Origin of the sequence: Hydrogenophaga sp., from assembly GCF_019635465.1 — a bacterium.
In the GTDB taxonomy this organism is placed as follows: domain Bacteria; phylum Pseudomonadota; class Gammaproteobacteria; order Burkholderiales; family Burkholderiaceae_C; genus Hydrogenophaga.
Genome location: NZ_JAHBZK010000021.1, coordinates 33,730 through 52,925, shown reverse-complemented (window position 1 = coordinate 52,925; position 19,196 = coordinate 33,730). Strand labels below are relative to the sequence as shown.

Below are 19,196 nucleotides of genomic sequence, written 5' to 3'. Positions count from 1 at the left end.
CTCATTCCCGGTTCAAGGTGACTGCAAACCCATGGCGCTGGAGCAGCGCCTTCTTTCGCGCTTGCGCGAGATCGTGCTCCACCATCTCGCGGCACATGGCCTGCGCACTGATCTCGGGCACCCAGCCCAGACGTTCCCTGGCTTTGGTCGGGTCTCCCAGCAAGGTCTCGACTTCGGTCGGCCTGAAATAGCGCGCATCGACACTCACCAGCACGTCGCCCGGCTTGACTGCCGGCGCGCGATCACCGTCGACCGAGGTCACGATCCCCCGCTCATCCACGCCATGTCCCTCGAAACGCAACCGAATGCCCAGTTCGGACGCAGACCATTCAATGAACTGCCGCACGCTGTACTGCTGACCGGTGGCAATGACGAAGTCTTCAGGTTGCTCCTGTTGCAGCATCAGCCACTGCATGCGGACGTAGTCCTTGGCATGACCCCAGTCGCGCAGCGCGTCCATGTTGCCCATATAGAGGCATTTCTCCAGCCCCAGCGCAATATTGGCAAGACCGCGGGTGATCTTGCGGGTGACGAAGGTCTCGCCTCGGCGCGGGCTCTCGTGGTTGAACAGGATGCCGTTGCATGCGTACATGCCATAGGCCTCGCGGTAGTTCACCGTGATCCAGTAGGCGTACAGCTTGGCTACTGCGTAGGGTGAGCGCGGGTAGAACGGCGTGGTCTCCTTCTGAGGAATCTCCTGGACCAAGCCGTAGAGCTCGCTGGTGCTGGCCTGATAGAAGCGCGTCTTCTTCTCAAGGCCAAGAATGCGGATGGCCTCAAGAATACGCAACGTGCCCACCGCGTCCACGTCGGCGGTGTACTCCGGGCTCTCGAAGCTCACGGCCACATGGCTCTGCGCGCCGAGGTTGTAAATCTCGTCGGGCTGCACTTGCTGGATGATGCGCACGAGATTGCTGGTGTCGGACAGATCGCCGTAGTGCAATACGAAGCGCTGATTGTCGACGTGGGGATCCTGGTAGATGTGATCCACCCTGTCGGTATTGAACAGACTGGCCCGGCGTTTGATGCCGTGGACGACATATCCCTTTTCAAGCAGAAACTCGGCAAGGTACGAGCCATCCTGCCCGGTGATGCCTGTGATGAGGGCGACCTTGGCTGTATGGGTCATTGGATCGACTTTCCGCGTACGTTGTGGTGCAGGAAGTCCTGGTAGGCCTTCACCAGGCCCTGCTCCAAGTCGACGGCCGGGCGCCATCCCATGTCACGCAGGCGCTGGCTGTCCATCAGCTTGCGCGGCGTGCCGTCGGGCTTGGTCGTGTCGAACTCGATGCGGCCGTTGTAGCCGGTGACCCGGGCAACCAGGTGGCCCAGGTCACCGATCGACACGTCGCTGCCATAGCCCACGTTGATGTGGTTCTGCATGGGGGAGGTCAGGCTGTCGTACGTGGACTTTGGCAGGTTCATCACGTGCACCGACGCAGCTGCCATGTCGTCCACATACAGGAATTCCCGCCGGGGTAGGCCGGTGCCCCAGATCTTCACTTCCGGCAATTGTTCCTCCTTTGCCCGGTGAAAGCGCTGGATCAGGCCCGGGATCACGTGGGAGTTGTCCGGGTGGTAGTTGTCACCGGGTCCGTACAGGTTGGTCGGCATGACGCTTCGGAAGTCGACCCCCTCTGCTGCGTACTGGCGGTTGTAGCTCTCGCAGAGCTTGATGCCGGCAATTTTGGCGATTGCGTAGGGTTCATTGGTGGCCTCGAGCGGGCCGGTCAGCAAGGCGTCTTCCCGCATGGGCTGGGGCGCCATGCGCGGGTAGATGCAACTTGAACCCAGGAACAGAAGCCGCTTAACGCCCCCGCGGTAGGCCTCGTGAATCACGTTGGCCTCGATCATCAAGTTCTCGTAGATGAACTGCGCCGGCTCCGTATTGTTGGCGTGAATGCCACCCACACGGGCCGCCGCCAAGTAGACCTCGTCCACCGGGGTGTCGGCAAAGAATGAGCGCACCGCCTGCTGGTTGGTGAGGTCGAGCTCGGCGTGGGTACGCGTGACGATCCGCTCCTGCGGGTGGCCGTTGGCCAGCAGAGCTCGCACGATGGCGGAGCCCACCATGCCGCGGTGGCCGGCCACATAGATCAAAGGCGGCATCGAAGATTTCATTGGGGTACTTGGCGCCCGGTAGCTGCATGAAAAGACCGTCCGGCGCGGTCTTTCGCGGACAAGACGGGCTCGATGCCGGCGGGCCAGCCGATGGCGAGATCGGGGTCGTTCCAGGCGATGCAGCGCTCGTGCGCCGCGTTGTAGTACTCGGTGGTCTTGTACTGGAAATCGGCGCTTTCGCTGGTGACGCAGAAACCATGCGCCAGTCCGGGTGGGATCCAGGCCTGCAACTGGTTGGATTCGGAGAGTTCCACGCCAATCCACTGGCCGAAGCTTGGCGAACGGGGACGAATGTCGACCACCACGTCAAACACGGCGCCTCGCGTGACACGCACCAGCTTGCCCTGGGCGTATGGCTCGTCCTGGTAGTGAAGCCCGCGCAGCACACCCTGGGCGCTGCGGCTATGGTTGTCTTGAACGAACTGGACGACTTGGCCTGTGGCCTCTTCAAATGTGCGCTGGTTGTAGCTCTCGAGAAAGAAGCCGCGTTCGTCGCCAAACACTCGAGGCTCCAGCAGGAGAACTCCGTCGATGGCGGTGGTTGTGACTTTCAGTTGGTTATTCATGTTCGCGATAGTCAATCAACCGATCCTTGAGCAACCGCATCAAATACTGCCCATACCCATTCTTCTTCATCGGCTCGGCCAATCGCTCAAGCTGCGCGCTGTCGATCCAGGCGCTGCGCCAGGCGATCTCTTCCGGGCAGGCGATCTTCAAGCCTTGCCGGTGCTCCAGCGTGGCGATGAACTGGCTGGCGTCAAGCAGGCTGTCGTGGGTGCCGGTGTCGAGCCAGGCGTAGCCGCGCTGCATGATCTGCACGTCGAGCTGACCGCGGTCGAGGTAGGCCTGGTTGACGGCGGTGATCTCGAGCTCACCGCGGGCGCTGGGCTTGATCGACTTCGCGATGTCGACCACCTGGGCGTCGTAGAAGTACAGACCGGTGACCGCGTAGTTGCTCTTGGGCAGTGTCGGCTTCTCTTCGATGCTGAGCGCCTTGCCGGTGGCGTCGAAGGCGACCACGCCGTAGCGCTCCGGGTCGGTCACGTGGTAGGCGAACACCGTGGCGCCGTCGCTTTTGCGGTCGGCCTGGCCCAGCAGGCTGGCGAAGTCGTGCCCGTAGTAGATGTTGTCGCCCAGCACCAGCGCGCTGGGCCCGTTGCCCACGAAGTCGGCGCCGATGATGAAGGCCTGCGCCAGGCCGTCGGGGCTGGGCTGCACCGCGTATTGCAGGTTCATGCCCCACTGGCTGCCGTCACCCAGCAGTTGCTGAAAGCGCGGGGTGTCTTGCGGGGTGCTGATGATCAGCACGTCGCGGATGCCAGCCAGCATCAGGGTGCTGAGCGGGTAGTAGACCATGGGCTTGTCGTAGACCGGCAGCAACTGTTTGCTGATGGCCAGCGTGGCCGGGTGCAGGCGTGTGCCCGATCCGCCGGCCAGGACGATGCCTTTGCGTTGCGTGGTGCTCATGATGGGGTGAGGAACTCCGCGAGCATACGCCGCACGCCGGGCTCCCAGCGCGGCAGCGCCAGGCCGAAAGCGGCTTGCAATCTGGCTGTGTTCAGGCGCGAGTTGAGCGGCCGGCGCGCCGGCGTCGGGTAGTCGGTGCTGGGGATGGCGTCCAGGCGCTGCAGCTGCCAACGCAAGTCCGGGCGCAGCTCGCGGGCCGTATCGATGCAATACCGTGCGAAGCCGTGCCAGCTCACCTCGCCCTGCGGGGCCACGTGGTAGGTGCCGCCCAGGCGGGCATCGCCCAGTGTGGCGCGCACCGTGTGCGCGGTTACGTCGGCCAGCAGGTCGGCGCCGGTCGGGGCGCCCACCTGGTCGTCGACGATGCGCAGCACCTCGCGCTCTTGCGCCAGGCGCAGCATGGTCTTGGGGAAGTTCTGGCCGCGCGTGCCGTAGACCCAGCTGGTGCGCAGGATGAGGTGGCGCCCGCCGCTGGCCCGGATGGCCTGCTCGCCAGCGAGCTTGGTGCGGCCGTACACGCTCAGCGGGCCGGTGGGTGCGTCTTCGCTGCGCGCTTGCTCACCGCTGCCATCGAACACGTAGTCGGTCGAGTAATGCACCAGCAGCGCGCCGCGCCCGGCGGCCGCCTGTGCCAGCATGCCGGGCGCAGTGGCGTTGAGGGTGTGGGCGAGCTCGGGCTCGCTCTCGGCCTTGTCGACGGCGGTGTGGGCGGCCGCGTTGACGATCACGTCCGGCGCGTGCCGCGCGACCAACGCGGGCAAGGTGTCCGGGCGCGAGAAATCGGCCGTCTCGGCGGTGTCGCGGTCGAGCGCCACCACCTCACCCAGCGGCGCCAGGCTGCGCTGCAGCTCCCAACCCACCTGCCCCATGGCGCCCAGCAGCAGGATCTTCATGCCGCGGCCCCGTACTGCGTCTGTACCCAGTCGCGGTAGCTGCCGCTCTGCACCTCGGCCACCCAGTCGGCATGGTCCAGGTACCACTGCACCGTCTTGCGGATGCCGGTCTCGAAGGTCTCTGCCGGGCGCCATCCCAGTTCGCGCTCGATCTTGCGCGCGTCGATGGCGTAGCGTCGGTCGTGGCCGGGGCGGTCTTTCACGTGCGTGACCAGGCGCGCGTACGAACCCTCGGCGCTGGGCCGCAGCTCGTCGAGCAGCCGGCAGATGGTGTGCACGATGGCCAGGTTGGGCTGCTCGTTCCAGCCGCCGACGTTGTAGGTCTCGCCCACGCGACCTGCCTCGAGCACGCGGCGGATGGCGCTGCAGTGGTCGCCCACGTAGAGCCAGTCACGCACCTGTTGACCATCGCCATAGACCGGCAGCGGCTTGCCGGCCAGCGCGTTGACGATCATCAGCGGGATGAGCTTCTCGGGAAAGTGGTACGGCCCGTAGTTGTTGCTGCAGTTGGTGGTCAGTACCGGCAGGCCGTGGGTGTGGTGCCAGGCGCGCACCAGGTGGTCGCTGGCGGCCTTGCTGGCGCTGTACGGGCTGTTGGGCTCGTAGACGTGGTCTTCGGTGAAGGCCGGCGCGTCGGGTGCCAGGCTGCCGTAGACCTCGTCGGTGCTCACGTGCAGGAAGCGAAATGACGCCCGTTCGGCTGCGGGCAGGTGCCCCCAATGGGCCCGCACCGCTTCGAGCAGGTGGAAGGTGCCGACCACGTTGGTCTGGATGAAATCGTCGGCGCCGTGGATGGAGCGGTCCACATGGCTCTCGGCCGCGAAGTTGATCACCGCGCGCGGGCGGTACTCGGCCAACAGCCGCGCCACCAGCGCAGAGTCGCCGATGTCGCCCTGCACGAACACGTGGCGCGCATCGCCGTCCAGGCTGGCCAGGTTGCGGCGGTTGCCGGCGTAGGTCAGTTTGTCGAGGTTGACCACCGGCTCGTTGCTTTGCGCGAGCCAGTCCAGCACGAAGTTGCTGCCGATGAAGCCGGCGCCGCCGGTGACCAGGATCATTCGAATCGTCTCCCTCTGCGGTGTCGGTTCATGGCCGCCCGCCTCACTGCGCGTTCAGTGGCCGTGGGCCACGTGCTCGCCCGCAGCGAGCTTGTAGACCGTGCCGCAGTACGGGCACATGGCTTCGCCGGTCTTGGCCACGTCCAGGTAGACCTTGGGGTGGCTGTTCCAGAGTTTCATGTCGGCCAGCGGGCTGGGGCAGAACACACCGCCCTGGGCGTTGAGGTCCTTGGCCTTGAGTTCGATCGCTGCGTTCTTCAATCGGATTCTCCTGATCGCTCTGCCTGCACGGGCCTGATCCAGGGACACCGCGGAACCGGCTTTGCCGGGCCGCTGGTGTTGCCCCCTGGGGGGTGGCGCCGAAGGCGACGCGGGGGGGTCAAACTTTGGTGAGCCAGTGGGCGTACTTGGGATTGCGGCCATTGACGATGTCAAAGAAGGCCGTCTGGATTTTCTCGGTGATCGGCCCTCGACTGCCGGCGCCGATCTGCACCCGATCGAGTTCGCGGATCGGGGTGACCTCGGCCGCGGTGCCGGTGAAGAAGGCCTCGTCGGCGATATAGACCTCGTCGCGGGTGATGCGCTTTTGCACGATCTCCAGGCCCAGGTCCTTGGCGATGTGGAACACCGTGTTGCGGGTGATGCCGTTGAGGGCGCCGGCCGACAGGTCGGGCGTGTAGATCACGCCACCCTTGATGATGAACAGGTTCTCACCCGCGCCTTCGCTCACGAAGCCGGTGGCGTCCAGCAGCAGGGCCTCGTCGTAGCCGTCTTCGGTGGCTTCAAGGTTGGCCAGGATGCTGTTGCTGTAGTTGCTCACCGCCTTGGCCTGCGTCATGGTGATGTTGACGTGGTGGCGGGTGTAGCTGCTGGTCTTGACGCGGATGCCGCGCTTGAGGCCTTCGTCACCCAGGTAGGCGCCCCAGGCCCAGGCCGCGACCATCAGGTGAATGGTGTTGCCCTTGGGGCTCACGCCCAGCTTCTTGTCGCCGATCCAGGTCAGCGGGCGGATGTAGCAGCTCTCGAGCTGGTTGACCCGCACCACTTCCTTCTGGGCCTCGTTCACCTGGTCCATGGTGAAGGGGATCTGCATTCGCAGGATCTTGGCGCTGTTGAACAGGCGCTCGGTGTGCTCCTGCAGGCGGAAGATGGCCGTGCCGTTGACCGTGTTGTAGGCCCGCACGCCCTCGAAGGCGCCGCAGCCGTAGTGCAGGGTGTGCGTGAGCACGTGGATCTTGGCGTCGCGCCAATCCACCAGCTGGCCGTCCATCCAGATCTTGCCGTCGCGGTCGGACATCGAGGGAACGATGGAACTCATGGAAATCCTTGGGGGGTGAGGGTGTTCGGGACAGCCGGCGATTTTACGGCGCGTCGGCACCCGATCCTTCCGCCGGTTCGGCCGGCGTGGCCTCAGGTCGGTGCATCGCCCAATCGGCCAGTTTCCCGCCCTGAAAGCGCGCCTGCACCCAGGAGCCGCCGTTGTCCGTCCAGCGATAGACCTCGGGCTGTTCTCCTTCGGCCGACTGGCGCTCGCCCAGGGCGCGCGTGAGCGCCACCACATGGAACAGGCTCTGGCCCGCACGCAGCTTCGCGTTGAGCATGACGGCGCTGTCCACATAGCCGATGGGCCGGCGCGCTGCGCGCTGCATCACCGTCATCAAACGGGTCACGTGCAGCATCAGCCACAGAAAGAGCGCGCCGCTCACCCCGGCCACGCCACCCCAGCCGAACTGGCGGTAGCCCCAGAACAGCAAGAAGGCGGCCACCAGCACGATGCCGATGCGTTGAAAAGTCATGGTCCGATCGTCCTCAATCCAGTCGGCGAGCCAGCTCGAGCGCCTGCTCGATGCGTTCCACGCCATGCACTTGCAGGCCCTCGAAGGCCTTGTCGTTCTTCTTGGGCAGGTTGGCCTTGGGCACCACCGCCACCGAAAACCCCAGCTTGGCCGCCTCGCGCAGCCGTTCCTGCCCACGCGGCGCGGGGCGCACCTCGCCGGCCAGCCCCACCTCGCCAAAGGCAATGAAGCCCTTGGGCAAGGGCTTGCCGCGCAGGCTGCTGGTGATGGCCAGCATCACGCCCAGGTCGGCCGCGGGCTCGCTGATGCGCACCCCGCCGACGGCGTTGACGAACACGTCCTGGTCCATGCAGGCCACGCCGGCGTGGCGGTGCAGCACCGCCAGCAGCATGGCCAGGCGGTCCCGCTCCAGGCCCACCGACAGGCGCCTCGGGCTGGGCCCCCCGGTGTCGACCAGGGCCTGCAGCTCCACCAGCAGCGGGCGGGTGCCTTCGAGCGTGACCATCACGCAGCTGCCGGGCACCGGCTCGGCGTGCTGCGACAGGAAGATCGCGCTTGGGTTGCTCACACCCTTGAGACCCTTGTCGGTCATGGCGAACACGCCGATCTCGTTGACCGCGCCAAATCGGTTCTTGATGGCGCGCACCAGCCGGAAGCTGCTGTGCGTGTCGCCCTCGAAGTACAGCACGGTGTCGACCATGTGCTCCAGCACGCGCGGTCCGGCCAGTGCGCCTTCTTTGGTGACGTGGCCGACCAGCACGATGGCGGTGCCCGAGGCCTTGGCCGCGCGCGTCAAATGCGCCGCGCATTCGCGCACCTGGGCCACCGAGCCGGGCGCGCTCGTGAGCTGCTCCGAATACACGGTCTGGATCGAGTCGATCACCGCGATGGCCGGTTTGGTCGCTTCCAGCGTGGCCAGGATCTGCTCCAGCTGGATCTCGGCCAGCACCTGCACCTGCGAGCCTTCGATGCCCAGCCGGCGTGCGCGCAGCGCCACCTGGGCACCGCTTTCTTCGCCGGTGACGTAGAGCGCCGCCATGCCCGCGCGTTGCAGGCTGTCCAGCGCCTGCAGGAGGAGGGTCGATTTGCCGATGCCCGGATCGCCGCCGATCAGCACCACGCCGCCTTCGACGATGCCCCCGCCCAGCACGCGGTCCAACTCTTCGTGGCCGGTGGGCGTGCGCTGCACGTCGCGCGCTTCAATGCTGGCCAGCGGCGTGACAGCGCTGGTGCGGGCCAGGGCCGCGAACCGGTTTTTGGCGGGCGCGCCGCTCCCCTCGGCCACACCTTCGATGAGCGTGTTCCAGGCGTTGCAATGCGGGCACTTGCCCAGCCAGCGCGGGCTGGTGCCGCCGCATTCGCTGCAGGTGTAGACGGTCTTGTCCTTGGCCATGAGGGCGCGACTATAGAGGAGCGGCCGGGGCCCTCAGGCCGTGAAACCGCGTACCAGTTCGCGCGTGATGTCCGCCGCTGGCGCCGCCTTGCAAGCGCTGGCGTTCTGCCCCGACCACAAGGGCGAAAAGTCGCCGCTGCCCAGCTTCTCCCAGTGCGCGCGCAAGGGCGCGATGGCCGCCGTGGCCAGCGGAAAGGCCGGCGCGGCCGGATTCAGCGGGCCCAGTTCGCGCATGACCCGGTTGGGCATGCCGCGCGCGGGCCGGCCCGAGAACAGGGTGGTCAGTTGCGTGTGGCGCGCGGCCTCGCTCAGCAAGGCCGCGCGGTGCACCGCGCTGGTCGTGGCTTCGTGGCTGCACAGGTAGGCGGTGCCCACCTGCACGCCGTCGGCGCCCAGGGCCATGGCGGCGCGCACGCCGGCCGCATCGGCAATGCCCCCGGCCGCGATCACCGGCACACGCACGGCCGCCTTGATCTGCGGCAGCAGGGCGAAGGTGCCGCTCTGGCGCGTCAGGTCGTCGCTGAGGAAGTGGCCGCGGTGGCCGCCGGCCTCCAGGCCCTGGGCGATCACCGCGTCGGCGCCGTGGGCCTGCAGCCAGAGCGCCTCGTCCACCGTGGTGGCCGACGACAGCACCACCGCACCCCAGGCCTTCACGCGCGCCAGCAGCTCGGCCGACGGCAGACCAAAGTGAAAGCTCACCACGCGGGGTTTGAAGGGCGCGACAACGTCGGCCACGGCATCGCTGAAAGGCTGGCGACCCGCGCCCGCAGGCACGGTGGCCGGGTCCTGGCCGATCTCTGCGTAATACGGCGCCAGCGCCTGGCGCCAGGCGGCCTCGCGTGCAGCGTCCGCGTCGGGCGAGGTGTGCGCAAAGAAGTTGAGGTTGTAGGGCCGTCCGGCGTCAGTGAGGAGGTGCAGCTCGCTTTGCAGCACCTCGGCGCCCAGCATCGCGCAGGGCAGGGAGCCCAATGCGCCGGCCTCGCCCGCGGCCAGCGCCAGCGCGGCGCCCTGTGAGCCCGCCATCGGGGCCTGGATCAAGGGCCATGGGGTGCCCAGCAGTTTGATCAGTCGGTTCATGGGGCGATTGTGGTGGCGCGAGGCGGGTGAGGGAAAACACCCATGCGCGGCAGGGTCGGTGGGCTTGCCGAATTATTTAACTTATTAAATAATTCGCCGCATGCAAGAGACCGCCTTCGTTCACCGCAACTTGCCGCGCCTGCTGCTGCAGGCGCGCGAAGCCGTGATGCAGCACACCCGCCCCAGCCTGCGCGAGCACGGCCTGAGCGACCAGCAATGGCGCGTGCTTCGGGTGCTGGGCGAACACGCGCGCGATCCGGCCGGTATCGAAACCGGTCGCATTGCGCGCGAGGCCTTTCTGCTCGGCCCAAGCCTCACCGGCGTGCTGGCGCGCATGGAGCGCGACGGCCTCATCACCCGCGAACGTTGCACCCAGGACGCGCGGCGCACGGTGGTCCGCGCGACCCCGGCAGGGCTCAAGCTGGTGCGCAAGCTCTCGGCCACCATCGAGGCGCACTACGCCTGGCTGGAGGAGCGCCTGAGCAAGGCGCGGCTGGCGCAGCTCTATGCGCTGCTGGACGAGGTGATTGCGCTGGAAGGCGGCGTCGACGACAACAACCTGAGCGAGGAAGCCGCTTGATCTCACATCCCTATTGGGCCCCCCGCGGCACCGTCTACGGCACGCTGCTCAACTTCCGCGGCGAGTGGGCCTTGTGGCAACCGCGCATGGACGACAAGCCTTATGGCGGGGCGCCCAAGGCGCCGGTGCTCTACGTCAAGACAGCCAACACCTTTGCACCGCACGGCGCCAGCGTGGCGCTGCCGCCCGGCGAGGCGATCGAGGTGGCGGCCAGCCTGGGCCTGCTCATCGGTGACGATGGCCAGCCCTCGCATGTCCTGCTGGTCAACGACGTGAGCGTGGCGCACGACAGCTACTACCGCCCGGCCATCAAGTTCCGCAATCGCGACGGCTTTCTCGGCCTGCCGCTGGAGCCCACGCCGCTGAGCGTACTGGGCGGGCTCGACGGTCTGGCCGGACTCGAGATCGAGCTGCGCATCCACGGCGTGCACAAACAGACCACCGCCCTGCGCGACCTGGTGCGCGATATGCCCACGCTGCTGCGTGACGTGGCCGGGTTCATGACGCTGCGCCCGGGCGATGTGCTGCTGCTGGGGAGCGAATGCCTGGCGGATGGATCGCGCCCTCGCGTGAGCGATGGCGACGTGGTGGAAATCAGCGCGGCCGGGCTCAAACCCGTCGTGCAGCGTTTTGAAGCGGAAGAGGTGTCGGCATGAAGCGCGCCCGCATCGCCTGGGCCGGCGCGGTCCACGACGCCATCGAGATCGACGGCCAGCTCGAGTTGCAGACGGCCGCCTTCAGGGGCCGGCGCGTGGCGTTTGACGACGTGGTCTGGTTGCCGCCGCTGGCACCGGTGCCGCACGCGCGCACCGTGCTCGCGCTGGGCCTGAACTACGCCGACCACGCCAAGGAGCTGGCCTTCAAACCCCCCACCGAGCCGCTGGCCTTCGCCAAGGGCGAGGCCTCGCTCATCGGCCACCGCGCGCACACCGTGCGACCGGCCGGCGTGCAGTTCATGCACTACGAATGCGAGCTGGCGGTGGTCATCGGCCGCGCGGCCAGGCGCGTCAAGCGCGACGACGCCTATGACTTCGTGGCCGGCTACACCGTCGCCAACGACTACGCGATCCGCGACTACCTCGAGAACTGGTACCGCCCCAACCTGCGCGTGAAGAACCGCGACACCTGCACCCCCATCGGCCCCTGGCTGGTGGACGCCGCCGACGTGGCCGACCCCATGAACCTCGCGTTGCAGACCACCGTCAACGGCGCGGTCACCCAGCGCGGCAACACGGGCGACATGGTGTTCGACATCCCCGCACTCATCGCGTACTTCTCTTCCTTCATGACCCTGCAGCCCGGGGATCTCATCCTCACCGGCACGCCCGACGGCGTGGTCGACTGCCAACCCGGCGACGTGGTGATCACGTCCATCGACGGCATCGGCGATCTGCACAACACCATTACCGCCCCGGCGAGTTCCGCATGACCACCATCCAGCACCTCATCAACGGCAAGTCCGTCGGCAGCCACGCCACCTTCGAGACCGTCAACCCCGCCACGCAGGCCACGCTGGCCGAAGTCGCCGCCGGTGGCGAGGCCGAAGTCAACGCTGCGGTACAGGCCGCGAAGGACGCCTTCCCCGCCTGGGCCGGCCGGCCCGCCACCGAGCGCGCCAAGATCGTGCGCAAGCTCGGCGAGCTGATCGCGGCCCACGTGCCCGAAATCGCACGCACCGAGACCGACGACACCGGTCAGACCATCTCGCAGACCGGCAAACAGCTGGTGCCGCGCGCGGCCGACAACTTCAGCTACTTCGCCGAGATGTGCGTGCGCGTGGACGGCCACACCTACCCCACACCCACGCACCTCAACTACACCCTGTTCCACCCGGTGGGTGTGTGCGCACTCATCAGCCCCTGGAACGTGCCCTTCATGACGGCGACCTGGAAGGTCGCGCCCTGCCTGGCCTTTGGCAACACCGCGGTGCTCAAGATGAGCGAGCTCTCGCCGCTGACCGCCGCGCGCCTGGGCGAGCTGGCGCTGGAGGCCGGTGTGCCGGCCGGCGTGCTCAACGTGGTGCACGGCTTCGGCAAGGAAGCCGGCGAGCCGCTGTGCGCGCACCCCGACGTGCGCGCCATCAGCTTCACCGGTTCCACCGCCACCGGCAATCGCATCGTCAAGACCGCCGGCCTCAAGAAATTCAGCATGGAGCTCGGTGGCAAGAGTCCGTTCGTGATCTTCGAGGACGCCGACCTTGACCGCGCGCTCGACGCCGCGGTGTTCATGATCTTCAGCAACAACGGCGAGCGCTGCACCGCGGGCAGCCGCATCCTGGTGCAGCAAAGCATCTACGCCGACTTTGCGCAGAAGTTCGCCGAGCGTGCGAAGAAGATCGTGGTGGGCGACCCGCAGGACGAGCAGACCATCATCGGCCCGATGATCAGCCAGGGCCACCTGGCCAAGGTGCGCAGCTACATTGAGCTGGGCCCGAAGGAGGGCGCCACGCTGCTGTGCGGCGGCCTGGACCGCCCCAGCTATGCGCCCGAGTTGTCGGCGCGTGTGCAGAAGGGCAACTACGTGTGGCCCACGGTGTTTGCCGATGTCGACAACCGCATGCGCATCGCGCAGGAGGAAATCTTCGGCCCGGTGGCCTGCCTGATCCCGTTCAAGGACGAGGCACACGCCATCGCGCTGGCCAACGACATTCAATACGGCCTCTCCAGCTACGTCTGGACCGAGAACCTGGGCAAGGCGCACCGCGTGGCCGCGGCCATCGAAGCCGGCATGTGCTTCGTCAACTCGCAGAACGTGCGCGACCTGCGCCAGCCCTTTGGCGGCACCAAGGCCTCGGGCACAGGGCGCGAGGGCGGCACCTGGAGCTATGAGGTGTTCCTCGAACCCAAGAACGTTGCAGTGTCGCTGGGCGGCCACCACATCCCCCACTGGGGCGTGTGAGCGCAACGGATCACAGGAGACAAAACCCATGGGCAAGCTCGCACTGGTGGCCAAGATCACCCACGTCCCCTCCATCGTCATGAGCGAGTTCGATGGTCCGCGCAAGGGCACGCGCCAGGACGCCATCGATGGTTTGAAGGCCATCGGCCAACGCTGCCGTGACCTGGGTGTCGACAGCATCGTCATCTTCGACACCCACTGGCTCGTCAACGCCAGCTACCACATCAACTGCGCGCGCCACTGGGCGGGCAACTACACCAGCAACGAGCTGCCGCACTTCATCAGCAACATGCCCTACGCCATTCCGGGCAACCCCGGGCTGGGCAAGTTGCTGGCCAAGGTGGCCAACGGCATGGGTGTGGACACGCTGGCGCACGACGCCACGACGCTGGCGCCGGAGTACGGCACCATCGTTCCCATGCGCTACATGAACGCCGACGAACACTTCAAGGTGGTGTCGGTCTCGGCCTTGTGCATGGCGCACTACCTCAACGACAGCGCGCGCCTGGGCTGGGCCATCCGCCGTGCCATCGAAGACGAATACGACGGCACCGTCGCCATCCTGGCCAGCGGCTCGCTCAGCCACCGCTTTGCGCAGAACGGCCTGGCGCCCGAGTTCGCCTTCAAGATCTGGAGCCCCTTCCTCGAAACCATGGACCACGAGGTGGTGCGCATGTGGCAGGCCGGCGAGTGGAAGGCCTTCTGCGAGATGCTGCCCGAGTACGCGGTCAAGGGCCACGGCGAAGGCTTCATGCACGATACGGCCATGATGCTGGGCGCGCTCGGCTGGAGCGAGTACAGCGGCCAGGCCGAGGTCATCACGCCGTACTTCGGCGCCTCCGGCACCGGGCAGATCAACGTGGTGTTTCCGGTCACTGAGGTCAGCGGCGAGGCCATCCCCAAGGCGCAGGCGTCGTCGGCGCAGGGCTTTCAGGCCGTGTCGCGGCTGTAGGAGCTCGCCATGCCCCACCTCGTCATCCTCTACAGCGGCAACCTCGACCGGCACCCCAACGACGGCGGCACCGACATGGGCGCGCTGTGCCGCCGACTGTGCGACGCCATGCTGACGGTGCGCGACGAGCAGGACCGTCAGGTCTTCCCCACCGGTGGCACGCGCGTACTGGCCTACCCGGCCGCGCACTGGGCCATTGCCGACGGCGGTGCGGCCGGTGAGGCTGCCGGCCGCGGTGGCGACTACGCCTTCGTCTACCTCAACGTGCGCATGGCCAAGGGCCGCAGCGCGCTGGTGCACCTGCGCGTGGGCGAAACCATCGAGACCGTGGCCAAGGCGCACTTCGCCACGCACCTGGCCACGCGCGCCATCGGCATCACCGCGCAGGTGGACGAAGGCCACGAGGTGTTCGACGCCAAGAACAGTTCCATCCACCCCTTGTTCACGTCTCCCAAGGGCTGACATGCTCGACGACACCACCATCGAACAGCTCGCGGCCGAACTCGACCGCTCCGCGCAGTCGCGCCAGCCGCTGCGCCACTTCTCGCAACGCCACCCCGGCATGACCATAGCCGACGGCTACCGCGTGGGCCGCGCCTGGGTGGCCCTGCAGCGCGGCCGGGGCGACCCGGTCATCGGTCACAAGATCGGCCTCACCAGCCGCGCCATGCAACTCTCCAGCCAGATCGATGAGCCCGACTTCGGCACGCTGCTGGGCTCGATGAAGCTGGTGGTGCCCGCGGGGCAGGAACTCGAGATTCCCGTCACGCGCTTCCTCTCGCCGCGCGTCGAGGTGGAGCTGGCCTTTGTGCTCAAGCGTGCGCTCAGCGGCAAGGTCTCGGTGGACGAGGTGCTGGCCGCCACCGACTACGTGACGCCCGCCATCGAAATCATCGACGCGCGCATCGAGCAGTTCGACCGCGACACCAAGGCGCCGCGCAAGGTGTTCGACACCATCAGCGACAACGCCGCCAACGCCGCCATCGTGATCGGCGAGGGCGATCCGCGGTTTCGCGCCGACCCGCTCACCACCGACCTGCCCTGGTGCGGTGCCGTGCTCAAGCTCAACGGTGTGGTCGAGGAGACCGGCCTGGCCGCTGGTGTGCAGGGTCACCCCGCCATCGGCATCGCCTGGCTGGCCGAGAAGCTCGCCCCCTGGGGCGAGTCGCTGCAGCCCGGGCAGATCGTGCTCGCCGGCTCGTTCACCCGCCCGGTGCCCGCGAAAGCCGGCGACCGCTTCGAGGCCGACTACGGCCCGCTCGGTGTGCTGCGCTTCCGTTTTGTCTGATGTGTCCGATGGCCGTCCCATGCAAATCCCTGTCAACTCCTTCAAGCAATCGCTGAGCGAAGGCCGCGCGCAGATCGGCCTGTGGGCCGCGCTGGCCAGCCCGTACAGCACCGAACTCATCGCCAGCACCGGCTACGACTGGTTGCTCATCGACGGCGAGCACGCCCCCAACGACGTGCGCAGCACGCTGGCACAGCTGCAGGCCGTGGCCAGCGCGCAGCAGGCCTTTGGCGACGCGCGTTCGCACCCGGTGGTGCGCGTGCCCGTGGGCATTGGTGAGGTCGGCACGGCGCTCATCAAGCAGTACCTCGATATCGGCACGCAGACCCTCCTGGTGCCCATGATCGACACCGCCGAACAGGCCGCCCAGGTGGTGGCCGCCACGCGCTACGCGCCGGTGGGCGTGCGCGGCATGGGCAGTGCACTGGCCCGCGCTTCGCGCTGGCAGGCCCACGCGCGCTACGTGCACGAGGCCGACGACCAGGTCTGCGTGCTGGTGCAGGCCGAGACGGTGACGGCGATGCAGAACCTCGACGCCATCGCCGCCACACCGGGTGTCGACGGCGTCTTCATCGGCCCGGCCGACCTGAGCGCCAGCATGGGCCACCGCGGCAACGCCGCGCACCCCGAGGTGCAGGCGGTCATCGCCGATGGCATCCGCCGCATCCGCGCCGCGGGCAAGGCGCCCGGCATTCTGGCCACCACCGAAGCCGGTGCACGCCAATGGCTGGACGCGGGGGCGTTGTTCGTGGCCGTGGGCGCCGACACCATGTTGCTGGCCTCGGGTGCGGCGCAGCTGCTCGGCCAGTTCAAGCGTGCCAGCCCGCAAGGCCCGAACACCTACTGATCATTCGAGAGGAGACAAGACCATGAACGCCCCCCTGCAAAACACCACGGTGCTGCCACCCGGCATGCACGCGGACGAATGGGCCGCGCGCCTGGAGCTGGCCGCCTGCTACCGCGTCTTCGCCATGCTGGGCTGGACGGAGATGATCTACAACCACATCACGCTGCGCCTGCCCGACAGCGTCACCGGTGGCGCCAAGCAGTTCCTCATCAATCCCTTCGGCCTGCACTACAGCGAAGTGACCGCGAGCAACCTCGTCAAGATCGATCTGCAGGGCAAGGTGCTCGACGGCTCGGCGCACCGCGTCAACCCGGCGGGCTTCACGGTGCACGCGGCCATTCACGACGGCCTGGAGGGCGCGCACTGCGTCATGCACACGCACACCACGGCCGGCGTGTCGGTGGCCTGCCTCAAGGACGGTCTGCAGCAAACCAACTTCTACACCGCGCAGCTGCACGGCATGGTGGCGTACCACGACTTCGAGGGCATCACCATCCACGCCGACGAGGGCCCGCGCCTGCTGCAAAGCATGGGCGGCAAGCCGGCGGTGATCCTGCGCAATCACGGCCTGCTGGCCTGGGGTGCCACCCTGCCGCAGACCTTCGCCATTCTCTGGACGCTGCAGCGCGCCTGCGAGATCCAGCTCGCCACCTTCAGCATGGGCGGTGCGCAGGCGGCCATTCCGGTGCCCGAAGACATCGCGGCCAAATGCACGCGCGACGCCCTGCAGTTCAACCCCAACCACGGGGCCGGGCGCGACGTGTTCGACGCCCTGGTGCGCCAGGTCGATCGCATCGACAGCAGCTACCGGGCCTGAGCGTCATCCCGGCACCCAGGGCCCGCGGTTAAGCTCGCGCGCATGACCCAACCCACCATCCAGAGCGTGGCCATCGTCGGCGCCGGCGCCATCGGCGGCTGGCTCGGCGTGCGCCTGGGCCGCGCCGGCTGCCAGCTCAGTGCGCTTGCGCGCGGCGACACGCTCAACGCACTGCGCCAACACGGATTGCGCCTGCACCAGGGCGGCGAACTGCTGCAGTGCCCGGTCGAGGCCTCCGACCGCGCCTACCAGCTGGGCGCGCACGACCTCGTCATCCTGGCGGTCAAGGCGCCCGCGCTGCCCAGCATCGCGCCCATCGTCGAACCCCTGATCGGCCGTCACACCACGGTGCTCACCGCCATGAACGGCGTGCCCTGGTGGTTCTTCGAAGGTTTTGGCGGGGCGCTGAAAGGCACGCCGCTGCCGGTGGTGGACCCCGGCGGTGCCATGGCACGCGCCGTGCCGGCGCGCCACATCCTCGGCGGGGTGGTGCATGCCAGCTGCTCGGTGGATGCCCCGGGCCTGGTGCGCCATCACTTTGGCAACGGCCTGCTGGTGGGCGAACCCTCGGGCGAGCAAAGCCCGCGCGCGCAGGCCGTGGTGGCGCTGCTGCGCCAGGCGGGCGTCGACGCCACGCTGTCGCCGCAGATCCAGCGCGACATCTGGTACAAGCTTTGGGGCAACATGACGGTCAACCCGGTCAGCGCCATCACCGGCGCCACCACCGACCGCATCCTGGCCGACCCGCAGGTGCGCGGCTTCATCAGTGCGGTGATGCTCGAGGCCAAGGCCATCGGCGCGAAGATCGGCATCCCCATCGACCAGCAACCCGAAGACCGCCACGCCATGACGCTCAAGCTCGGCGCCTTCAAGACCTCGATGCTGCAGGACGTGGAAGCGCTGCGCCCGGTCGAGCTTGACGCACTGGTGGGCGTGGTCGCCGAGCTCGGTCGCCTCACCCAGGTGCCCACGCCGTTCACCGATGCGCTCATGGGCCTGGCGCGGCTGAAGGCGCGCACGCTGGGGCTGTACCCCGAGGCACAGGGTTAGTCCGCTGGCAGCGCAGGCGGTGTGCTTTCGAGAATGAGGCCATGCCCGCCATCTGGTCGTTCGACAGCGCCCCCACCGCCAACAGTCCTGCTCTGAACCCGCAGGCCGTCTCGGCCCTGCTCGACTGCGCCAGCGCGCCGCCCAGCGCATCGCGCCTGCTGCGCGCCATCGATGCGGTGGTGCCGGTTGAGTACCTCTCGCTGGTGCACTTTCGTCGCGACACGCCCGAACTCATCGAAGGCAGCTCGCGCCACACGCACGACCGCGACGTGGTGGCCGAGTGCTTTGCCATCTACCGCCGCAGCTACTGGCGCAGCGACGCCGTGATGCGGCTGGCCGACCGGGTGGCCGAGCGCCCGGCGCACGAGGTGGCGGTGCTGCATTGCCGCGCCGACGAACTGCCCGTGGCCGGCTGGCGCAACGACATCTACACCCGCGAGCGCCTGACCGAGCGCTTCACCCTGTTGCACGCACCCGCGCCCGGCGCGGTGCAGGCCATTCACCTCTACCGCGACCACCACCAGGGCCAGTTCAGCGAAGGCGATATCCACCGCCTGCTCGGCCTCGCCCCGCTGCTGCGCCAGGCCCACCAGGCTGCCCTGGGCGCGCAAGCCGTGGCCGCCGACCGCTGCGCCGAGATCGTCCGCTCGCGCCACCAGTTGCAGCGGCTGCTGCCCACGCTGTCGCCGCGCGAAGCCGAGGTGGTCGCCCGCATCGCCAGCGGCATGAGCGCCGACGGCATCGCCACCGAGCTCGACGTCGCGCCGTCGACCGTGGTGACCCTGCGCAAGCGCGCCTACGCCAAGCTGGCCGAAGCGGGCTTACCGGCGGACCGGGTGCGGCTGGCGCGCTGGCTGGGCTGACGGCACGATCATGCCGCGGCGGGTTGGATGTCCCCGTCCATCCCCCCCGAAGGGGACAAGCCCTCACCCACCCCCGCCTAGCATGGCCGCTCCACC

At 67.7% G+C, this 19,196-nt stretch carries 22 protein-coding genes; 11 read left to right on the top strand and 11 right to left on the bottom strand.

The genetic code is table 11. The features are described 5' to 3' along the window. Position 1: 1 nt before the first annotated feature. From gmd to KF871_RS17260, 11 genes are all read right to left on the bottom strand, one after another. Positions 2 to 1,129 (bottom strand): GDP-mannose 4,6-dehydratase, encoded by a 1,128-nt coding sequence (gene gmd, locus KF871_RS17310; RefSeq protein ID WP_291145425.1) that lies wholly within the window; start codon positions 1,127 to 1,129, stop codon positions 2 to 4. After that, positions 1,126 to 2,121 (bottom strand): GDP-L-fucose synthase, encoded by a 996-nt coding sequence (locus KF871_RS17305; RefSeq protein ID WP_291145423.1) that lies wholly within the window; start codon positions 2,119 to 2,121, stop codon positions 1,126 to 1,128. Before KF871_RS17305 ends, gmd begins: the two co-directional genes overlap by 4 nt. Beyond that, on the bottom strand, positions 2,118 to 2,675 hold the full coding sequence (rfbC, locus tag KF871_RS17300; protein WP_291145538.1) for a dTDP-4-dehydrorhamnose 3,5-epimerase: 558 nt from the start codon (positions 2,673 to 2,675) through the stop codon (positions 2,118 to 2,120). Before rfbC ends, KF871_RS17305 begins: the two co-directional genes overlap by 4 nt. A 4-nt stretch (positions 2,676 to 2,679) precedes the next feature. Continuing rightward, entirely contained in the window at positions 2,680 to 3,588 is a 909-nt protein-coding gene (rfbA, locus tag KF871_RS17295) for a glucose-1-phosphate thymidylyltransferase RfbA (RefSeq protein ID WP_291145421.1), read from the bottom strand. Next, complete coding sequence (rfbD, locus tag KF871_RS17290) at positions 3,585 to 4,481, bottom strand: dTDP-4-dehydrorhamnose reductase (RefSeq protein WP_291145418.1); 897 nt, start codon at positions 4,479 to 4,481, stop codon at positions 3,585 to 3,587. Before rfbD ends, rfbA begins: the two co-directional genes overlap by 4 nt. After that, the gene (gene rfbB, locus KF871_RS17285) at positions 4,478 to 5,539 is read right to left on the bottom strand and encodes a dTDP-glucose 4,6-dehydratase (RefSeq protein ID WP_291145415.1); all 1,062 of its coding nucleotides are present in this window, start codon (positions 5,537 to 5,539) and stop codon (positions 4,478 to 4,480) included. The genes rfbD and rfbB overlap by 4 nt, the downstream gene beginning before the upstream one ends. A gap of 54 nt (positions 5,540 to 5,593) precedes the next feature. Continuing rightward, positions 5,594 to 5,800 (bottom strand): zinc-finger domain-containing protein, encoded by a 207-nt coding sequence (locus KF871_RS17280; RefSeq protein WP_291145412.1) that lies wholly within the window; start codon positions 5,798 to 5,800, stop codon positions 5,594 to 5,596. A 118-nt stretch (positions 5,801 to 5,918) separates the two neighbouring features. Next, a complete protein-coding gene (locus KF871_RS17275) occupies positions 5,919 to 6,857 on the bottom strand; it encodes a branched-chain amino acid transaminase (RefSeq protein WP_291145409.1) in 939 nt (312 codons plus the stop codon). Between the two features lie 43 nt (positions 6,858 to 6,900). Next, positions 6,901 to 7,335 carry a glycerate kinase gene (locus KF871_RS17270; RefSeq protein ID WP_291145406.1) on the bottom strand — a complete coding sequence of 145 codons (435 nt, stop codon included), beginning with the start codon at positions 7,333 to 7,335 and terminating at the stop codon, positions 6,901 to 6,903. Positions 7,336 to 7,348: 13 nt separating this feature from the next. Further along, on the bottom strand, positions 7,349 to 8,728 hold the full coding sequence (radA, locus tag KF871_RS17265) for a DNA repair protein RadA (protein ID WP_291145403.1): 1,380 nt from the start codon (positions 8,726 to 8,728) through the stop codon (positions 7,349 to 7,351). 33 nt (positions 8,729 to 8,761) lie between these two features. Further along, positions 8,762 to 9,805 carry a nitronate monooxygenase gene (locus KF871_RS17260; RefSeq protein WP_291145400.1) on the bottom strand — a complete coding sequence of 348 codons (1,044 nt, stop codon included), beginning with the start codon at positions 9,803 to 9,805 and terminating at the stop codon, positions 8,762 to 8,764. Positions 9,806 to 9,905: 100 nt separating this feature from the next. On the opposite strand from KF871_RS17260, the gene hpaR reads away from it, so the two are divergent. Genes hpaR through KF871_RS17205 form a run of 11 tightly spaced genes read left to right on the top strand, consistent with a single transcriptional unit; the run spans position 9,906 to position 19,100 of the window. Then, entirely contained in the window at positions 9,906 to 10,385 is a 480-nt protein-coding gene (gene hpaR / locus KF871_RS17255; protein ID WP_291145397.1) for a homoprotocatechuate degradation operon regulator HpaR, read from the top strand. Further along, the gene (locus KF871_RS17250; RefSeq protein ID WP_291145395.1) at positions 10,382 to 11,041 is read left to right on the top strand and encodes a fumarylacetoacetate hydrolase family protein; all 660 of its coding nucleotides are present in this window, start codon (positions 10,382 to 10,384) and stop codon (positions 11,039 to 11,041) included. Before hpaR ends, KF871_RS17250 begins: the two co-directional genes overlap by 4 nt. Beyond that, positions 11,038 to 11,814 carry a fumarylacetoacetate hydrolase family protein gene (locus KF871_RS17245; RefSeq protein WP_291145392.1) on the top strand — a complete coding sequence of 259 codons (777 nt, stop codon included), beginning with the start codon at positions 11,038 to 11,040 and terminating at the stop codon, positions 11,812 to 11,814. Before KF871_RS17250 ends, KF871_RS17245 begins: the two co-directional genes overlap by 4 nt. After that, the gene (gene hpaE / locus KF871_RS17240; RefSeq protein WP_291145389.1) at positions 11,811 to 13,283 is read left to right on the top strand and encodes a 5-carboxymethyl-2-hydroxymuconate semialdehyde dehydrogenase; all 1,473 of its coding nucleotides are present in this window, start codon (positions 11,811 to 11,813) and stop codon (positions 13,281 to 13,283) included. The genes KF871_RS17245 and hpaE overlap by 4 nt, the downstream gene beginning before the upstream one ends. A gap of 28 nt (positions 13,284 to 13,311) precedes the next feature. Beyond that, positions 13,312 to 14,235: a 3,4-dihydroxyphenylacetate 2,3-dioxygenase gene (gene hpaD / locus KF871_RS17235; protein WP_291145386.1), complete on the top strand. Its 924-nt coding sequence runs from the start codon at positions 13,312 to 13,314 to the stop codon at positions 14,233 to 14,235. Positions 14,236 to 14,244: 9 nt separating this feature from the next. Further along, complete coding sequence (locus KF871_RS17230) at positions 14,245 to 14,697, top strand: 5-carboxymethyl-2-hydroxymuconate isomerase (protein WP_291145383.1); 453 nt, start codon at positions 14,245 to 14,247, stop codon at positions 14,695 to 14,697. A gap of 1 nt (position 14,698) precedes the next feature. Next, on the top strand, positions 14,699 to 15,523 hold the full coding sequence (gene hpaH, locus KF871_RS17225; protein WP_291145380.1) for a 2-oxo-hept-4-ene-1,7-dioate hydratase: 825 nt from the start codon (positions 14,699 to 14,701) through the stop codon (positions 15,521 to 15,523). Between the two features lie 19 nt (positions 15,524 to 15,542). Further along, complete coding sequence (locus tag KF871_RS17220; protein ID WP_291145377.1) at positions 15,543 to 16,370, top strand: HpcH/HpaI aldolase/citrate lyase family protein; 828 nt, start codon at positions 15,543 to 15,545, stop codon at positions 16,368 to 16,370. A 22-nt stretch (positions 16,371 to 16,392) separates the two neighbouring features. Next, positions 16,393 to 17,187, top strand: coding sequence for a class II aldolase/adducin family protein (locus KF871_RS17215; protein WP_291145374.1), 795 nt, complete (start codon positions 16,393 to 16,395; stop codon positions 17,185 to 17,187). Positions 17,188 to 17,229: 42 nt separating this feature from the next. Beyond that, positions 17,230 to 18,237: a 2-dehydropantoate 2-reductase gene (locus KF871_RS17210; RefSeq protein ID WP_291145370.1), complete on the top strand. Its 1,008-nt coding sequence runs from the start codon at positions 17,230 to 17,232 to the stop codon at positions 18,235 to 18,237. 41 nt (positions 18,238 to 18,278) lie between these two features. After that, complete coding sequence (locus KF871_RS17205) at positions 18,279 to 19,100, top strand: LuxR C-terminal-related transcriptional regulator (RefSeq protein ID WP_291145367.1); 822 nt, start codon at positions 18,279 to 18,281, stop codon at positions 19,098 to 19,100. Positions 19,101 to 19,196: the final 96 nt, after the last annotated feature.

What these genes read in the sequence shown, in the direction of transcription:
- KF871_RS17210 (WP_291145370.1), top strand. Translation starts at nt 17,230, where the DNA reads ATGACCCAACCCACCATCCAGAGCGTGGCCATCGTCGGCGCCGGCGCC.
- hpaR (WP_291145397.1), top strand. Translation starts at nt 9,906, where the DNA reads ATGCAAGAGACCGCCTTCGTTCACCGCAACTTGCCGCGCCTGCTGCTG.
- KF871_RS17260 (WP_291145400.1), bottom strand. Translation starts at nt 9,805, where the DNA reads ATGAACCGACTGATCAAACTGCTGGGCACCCCATGGCCCTTGATCCAG.
- KF871_RS17270 (WP_291145406.1), bottom strand. Translation starts at nt 7,335, where the DNA reads ATGACTTTTCAACGCATCGGCATCGTGCTGGTGGCCGCCTTCTTGCTG.
- KF871_RS17220 (WP_291145377.1), top strand. Translation starts at nt 15,543, where the DNA reads ATGCAAATCCCTGTCAACTCCTTCAAGCAATCGCTGAGCGAAGGCCGC.
- KF871_RS17305 (WP_291145423.1), bottom strand. Translation starts at nt 2,121, where the DNA reads ATGAAATCTTCGATGCCGCCTTTGATCTATGTGGCCGGCCACCGCGGC.
- rfbD (WP_291145418.1), bottom strand. Translation starts at nt 4,481, where the DNA reads ATGAAGATCCTGCTGCTGGGCGCCATGGGGCAGGTGGGTTGGGAGCTG.
- KF871_RS17205 (WP_291145367.1), top strand. Translation starts at nt 18,279, where the DNA reads ATGCCCGCCATCTGGTCGTTCGACAGCGCCCCCACCGCCAACAGTCCT.
- hpaE (WP_291145389.1), top strand. Translation starts at nt 11,811, where the DNA reads ATGACCACCATCCAGCACCTCATCAACGGCAAGTCCGTCGGCAGCCAC.
- KF871_RS17230 (WP_291145383.1), top strand. Translation starts at nt 14,245, where the DNA reads ATGCCCCACCTCGTCATCCTCTACAGCGGCAACCTCGACCGGCACCCC.
- gmd (WP_291145425.1), bottom strand. Translation starts at nt 1,129, where the DNA reads ATGACCCATACAGCCAAGGTCGCCCTCATCACAGGCATCACCGGGCAG.
- rfbA (WP_291145421.1), bottom strand. Translation starts at nt 3,588, where the DNA reads ATGAGCACCACGCAACGCAAAGGCATCGTCCTGGCCGGCGGATCGGGC.
- hpaD (WP_291145386.1), top strand. Translation starts at nt 13,312, where the DNA reads ATGGGCAAGCTCGCACTGGTGGCCAAGATCACCCACGTCCCCTCCATC.
- rfbB (WP_291145415.1), bottom strand. Translation starts at nt 5,539, where the DNA reads ATGATCCTGGTCACCGGCGGCGCCGGCTTCATCGGCAGCAACTTCGTG.
- KF871_RS17275 (WP_291145409.1), bottom strand. Translation starts at nt 6,857, where the DNA reads ATGAGTTCCATCGTTCCCTCGATGTCCGACCGCGACGGCAAGATCTGG.
- KF871_RS17215 (WP_291145374.1), top strand. Translation starts at nt 16,393, where the DNA reads ATGAACGCCCCCCTGCAAAACACCACGGTGCTGCCACCCGGCATGCAC.
- radA (WP_291145403.1), bottom strand. Translation starts at nt 8,728, where the DNA reads ATGGCCAAGGACAAGACCGTCTACACCTGCAGCGAATGCGGCGGCACC.
- hpaH (WP_291145380.1), top strand. Translation starts at nt 14,699, where the DNA reads ATGCTCGACGACACCACCATCGAACAGCTCGCGGCCGAACTCGACCGC.
- KF871_RS17245 (WP_291145392.1), top strand. Translation starts at nt 11,038, where the DNA reads ATGAAGCGCGCCCGCATCGCCTGGGCCGGCGCGGTCCACGACGCCATC.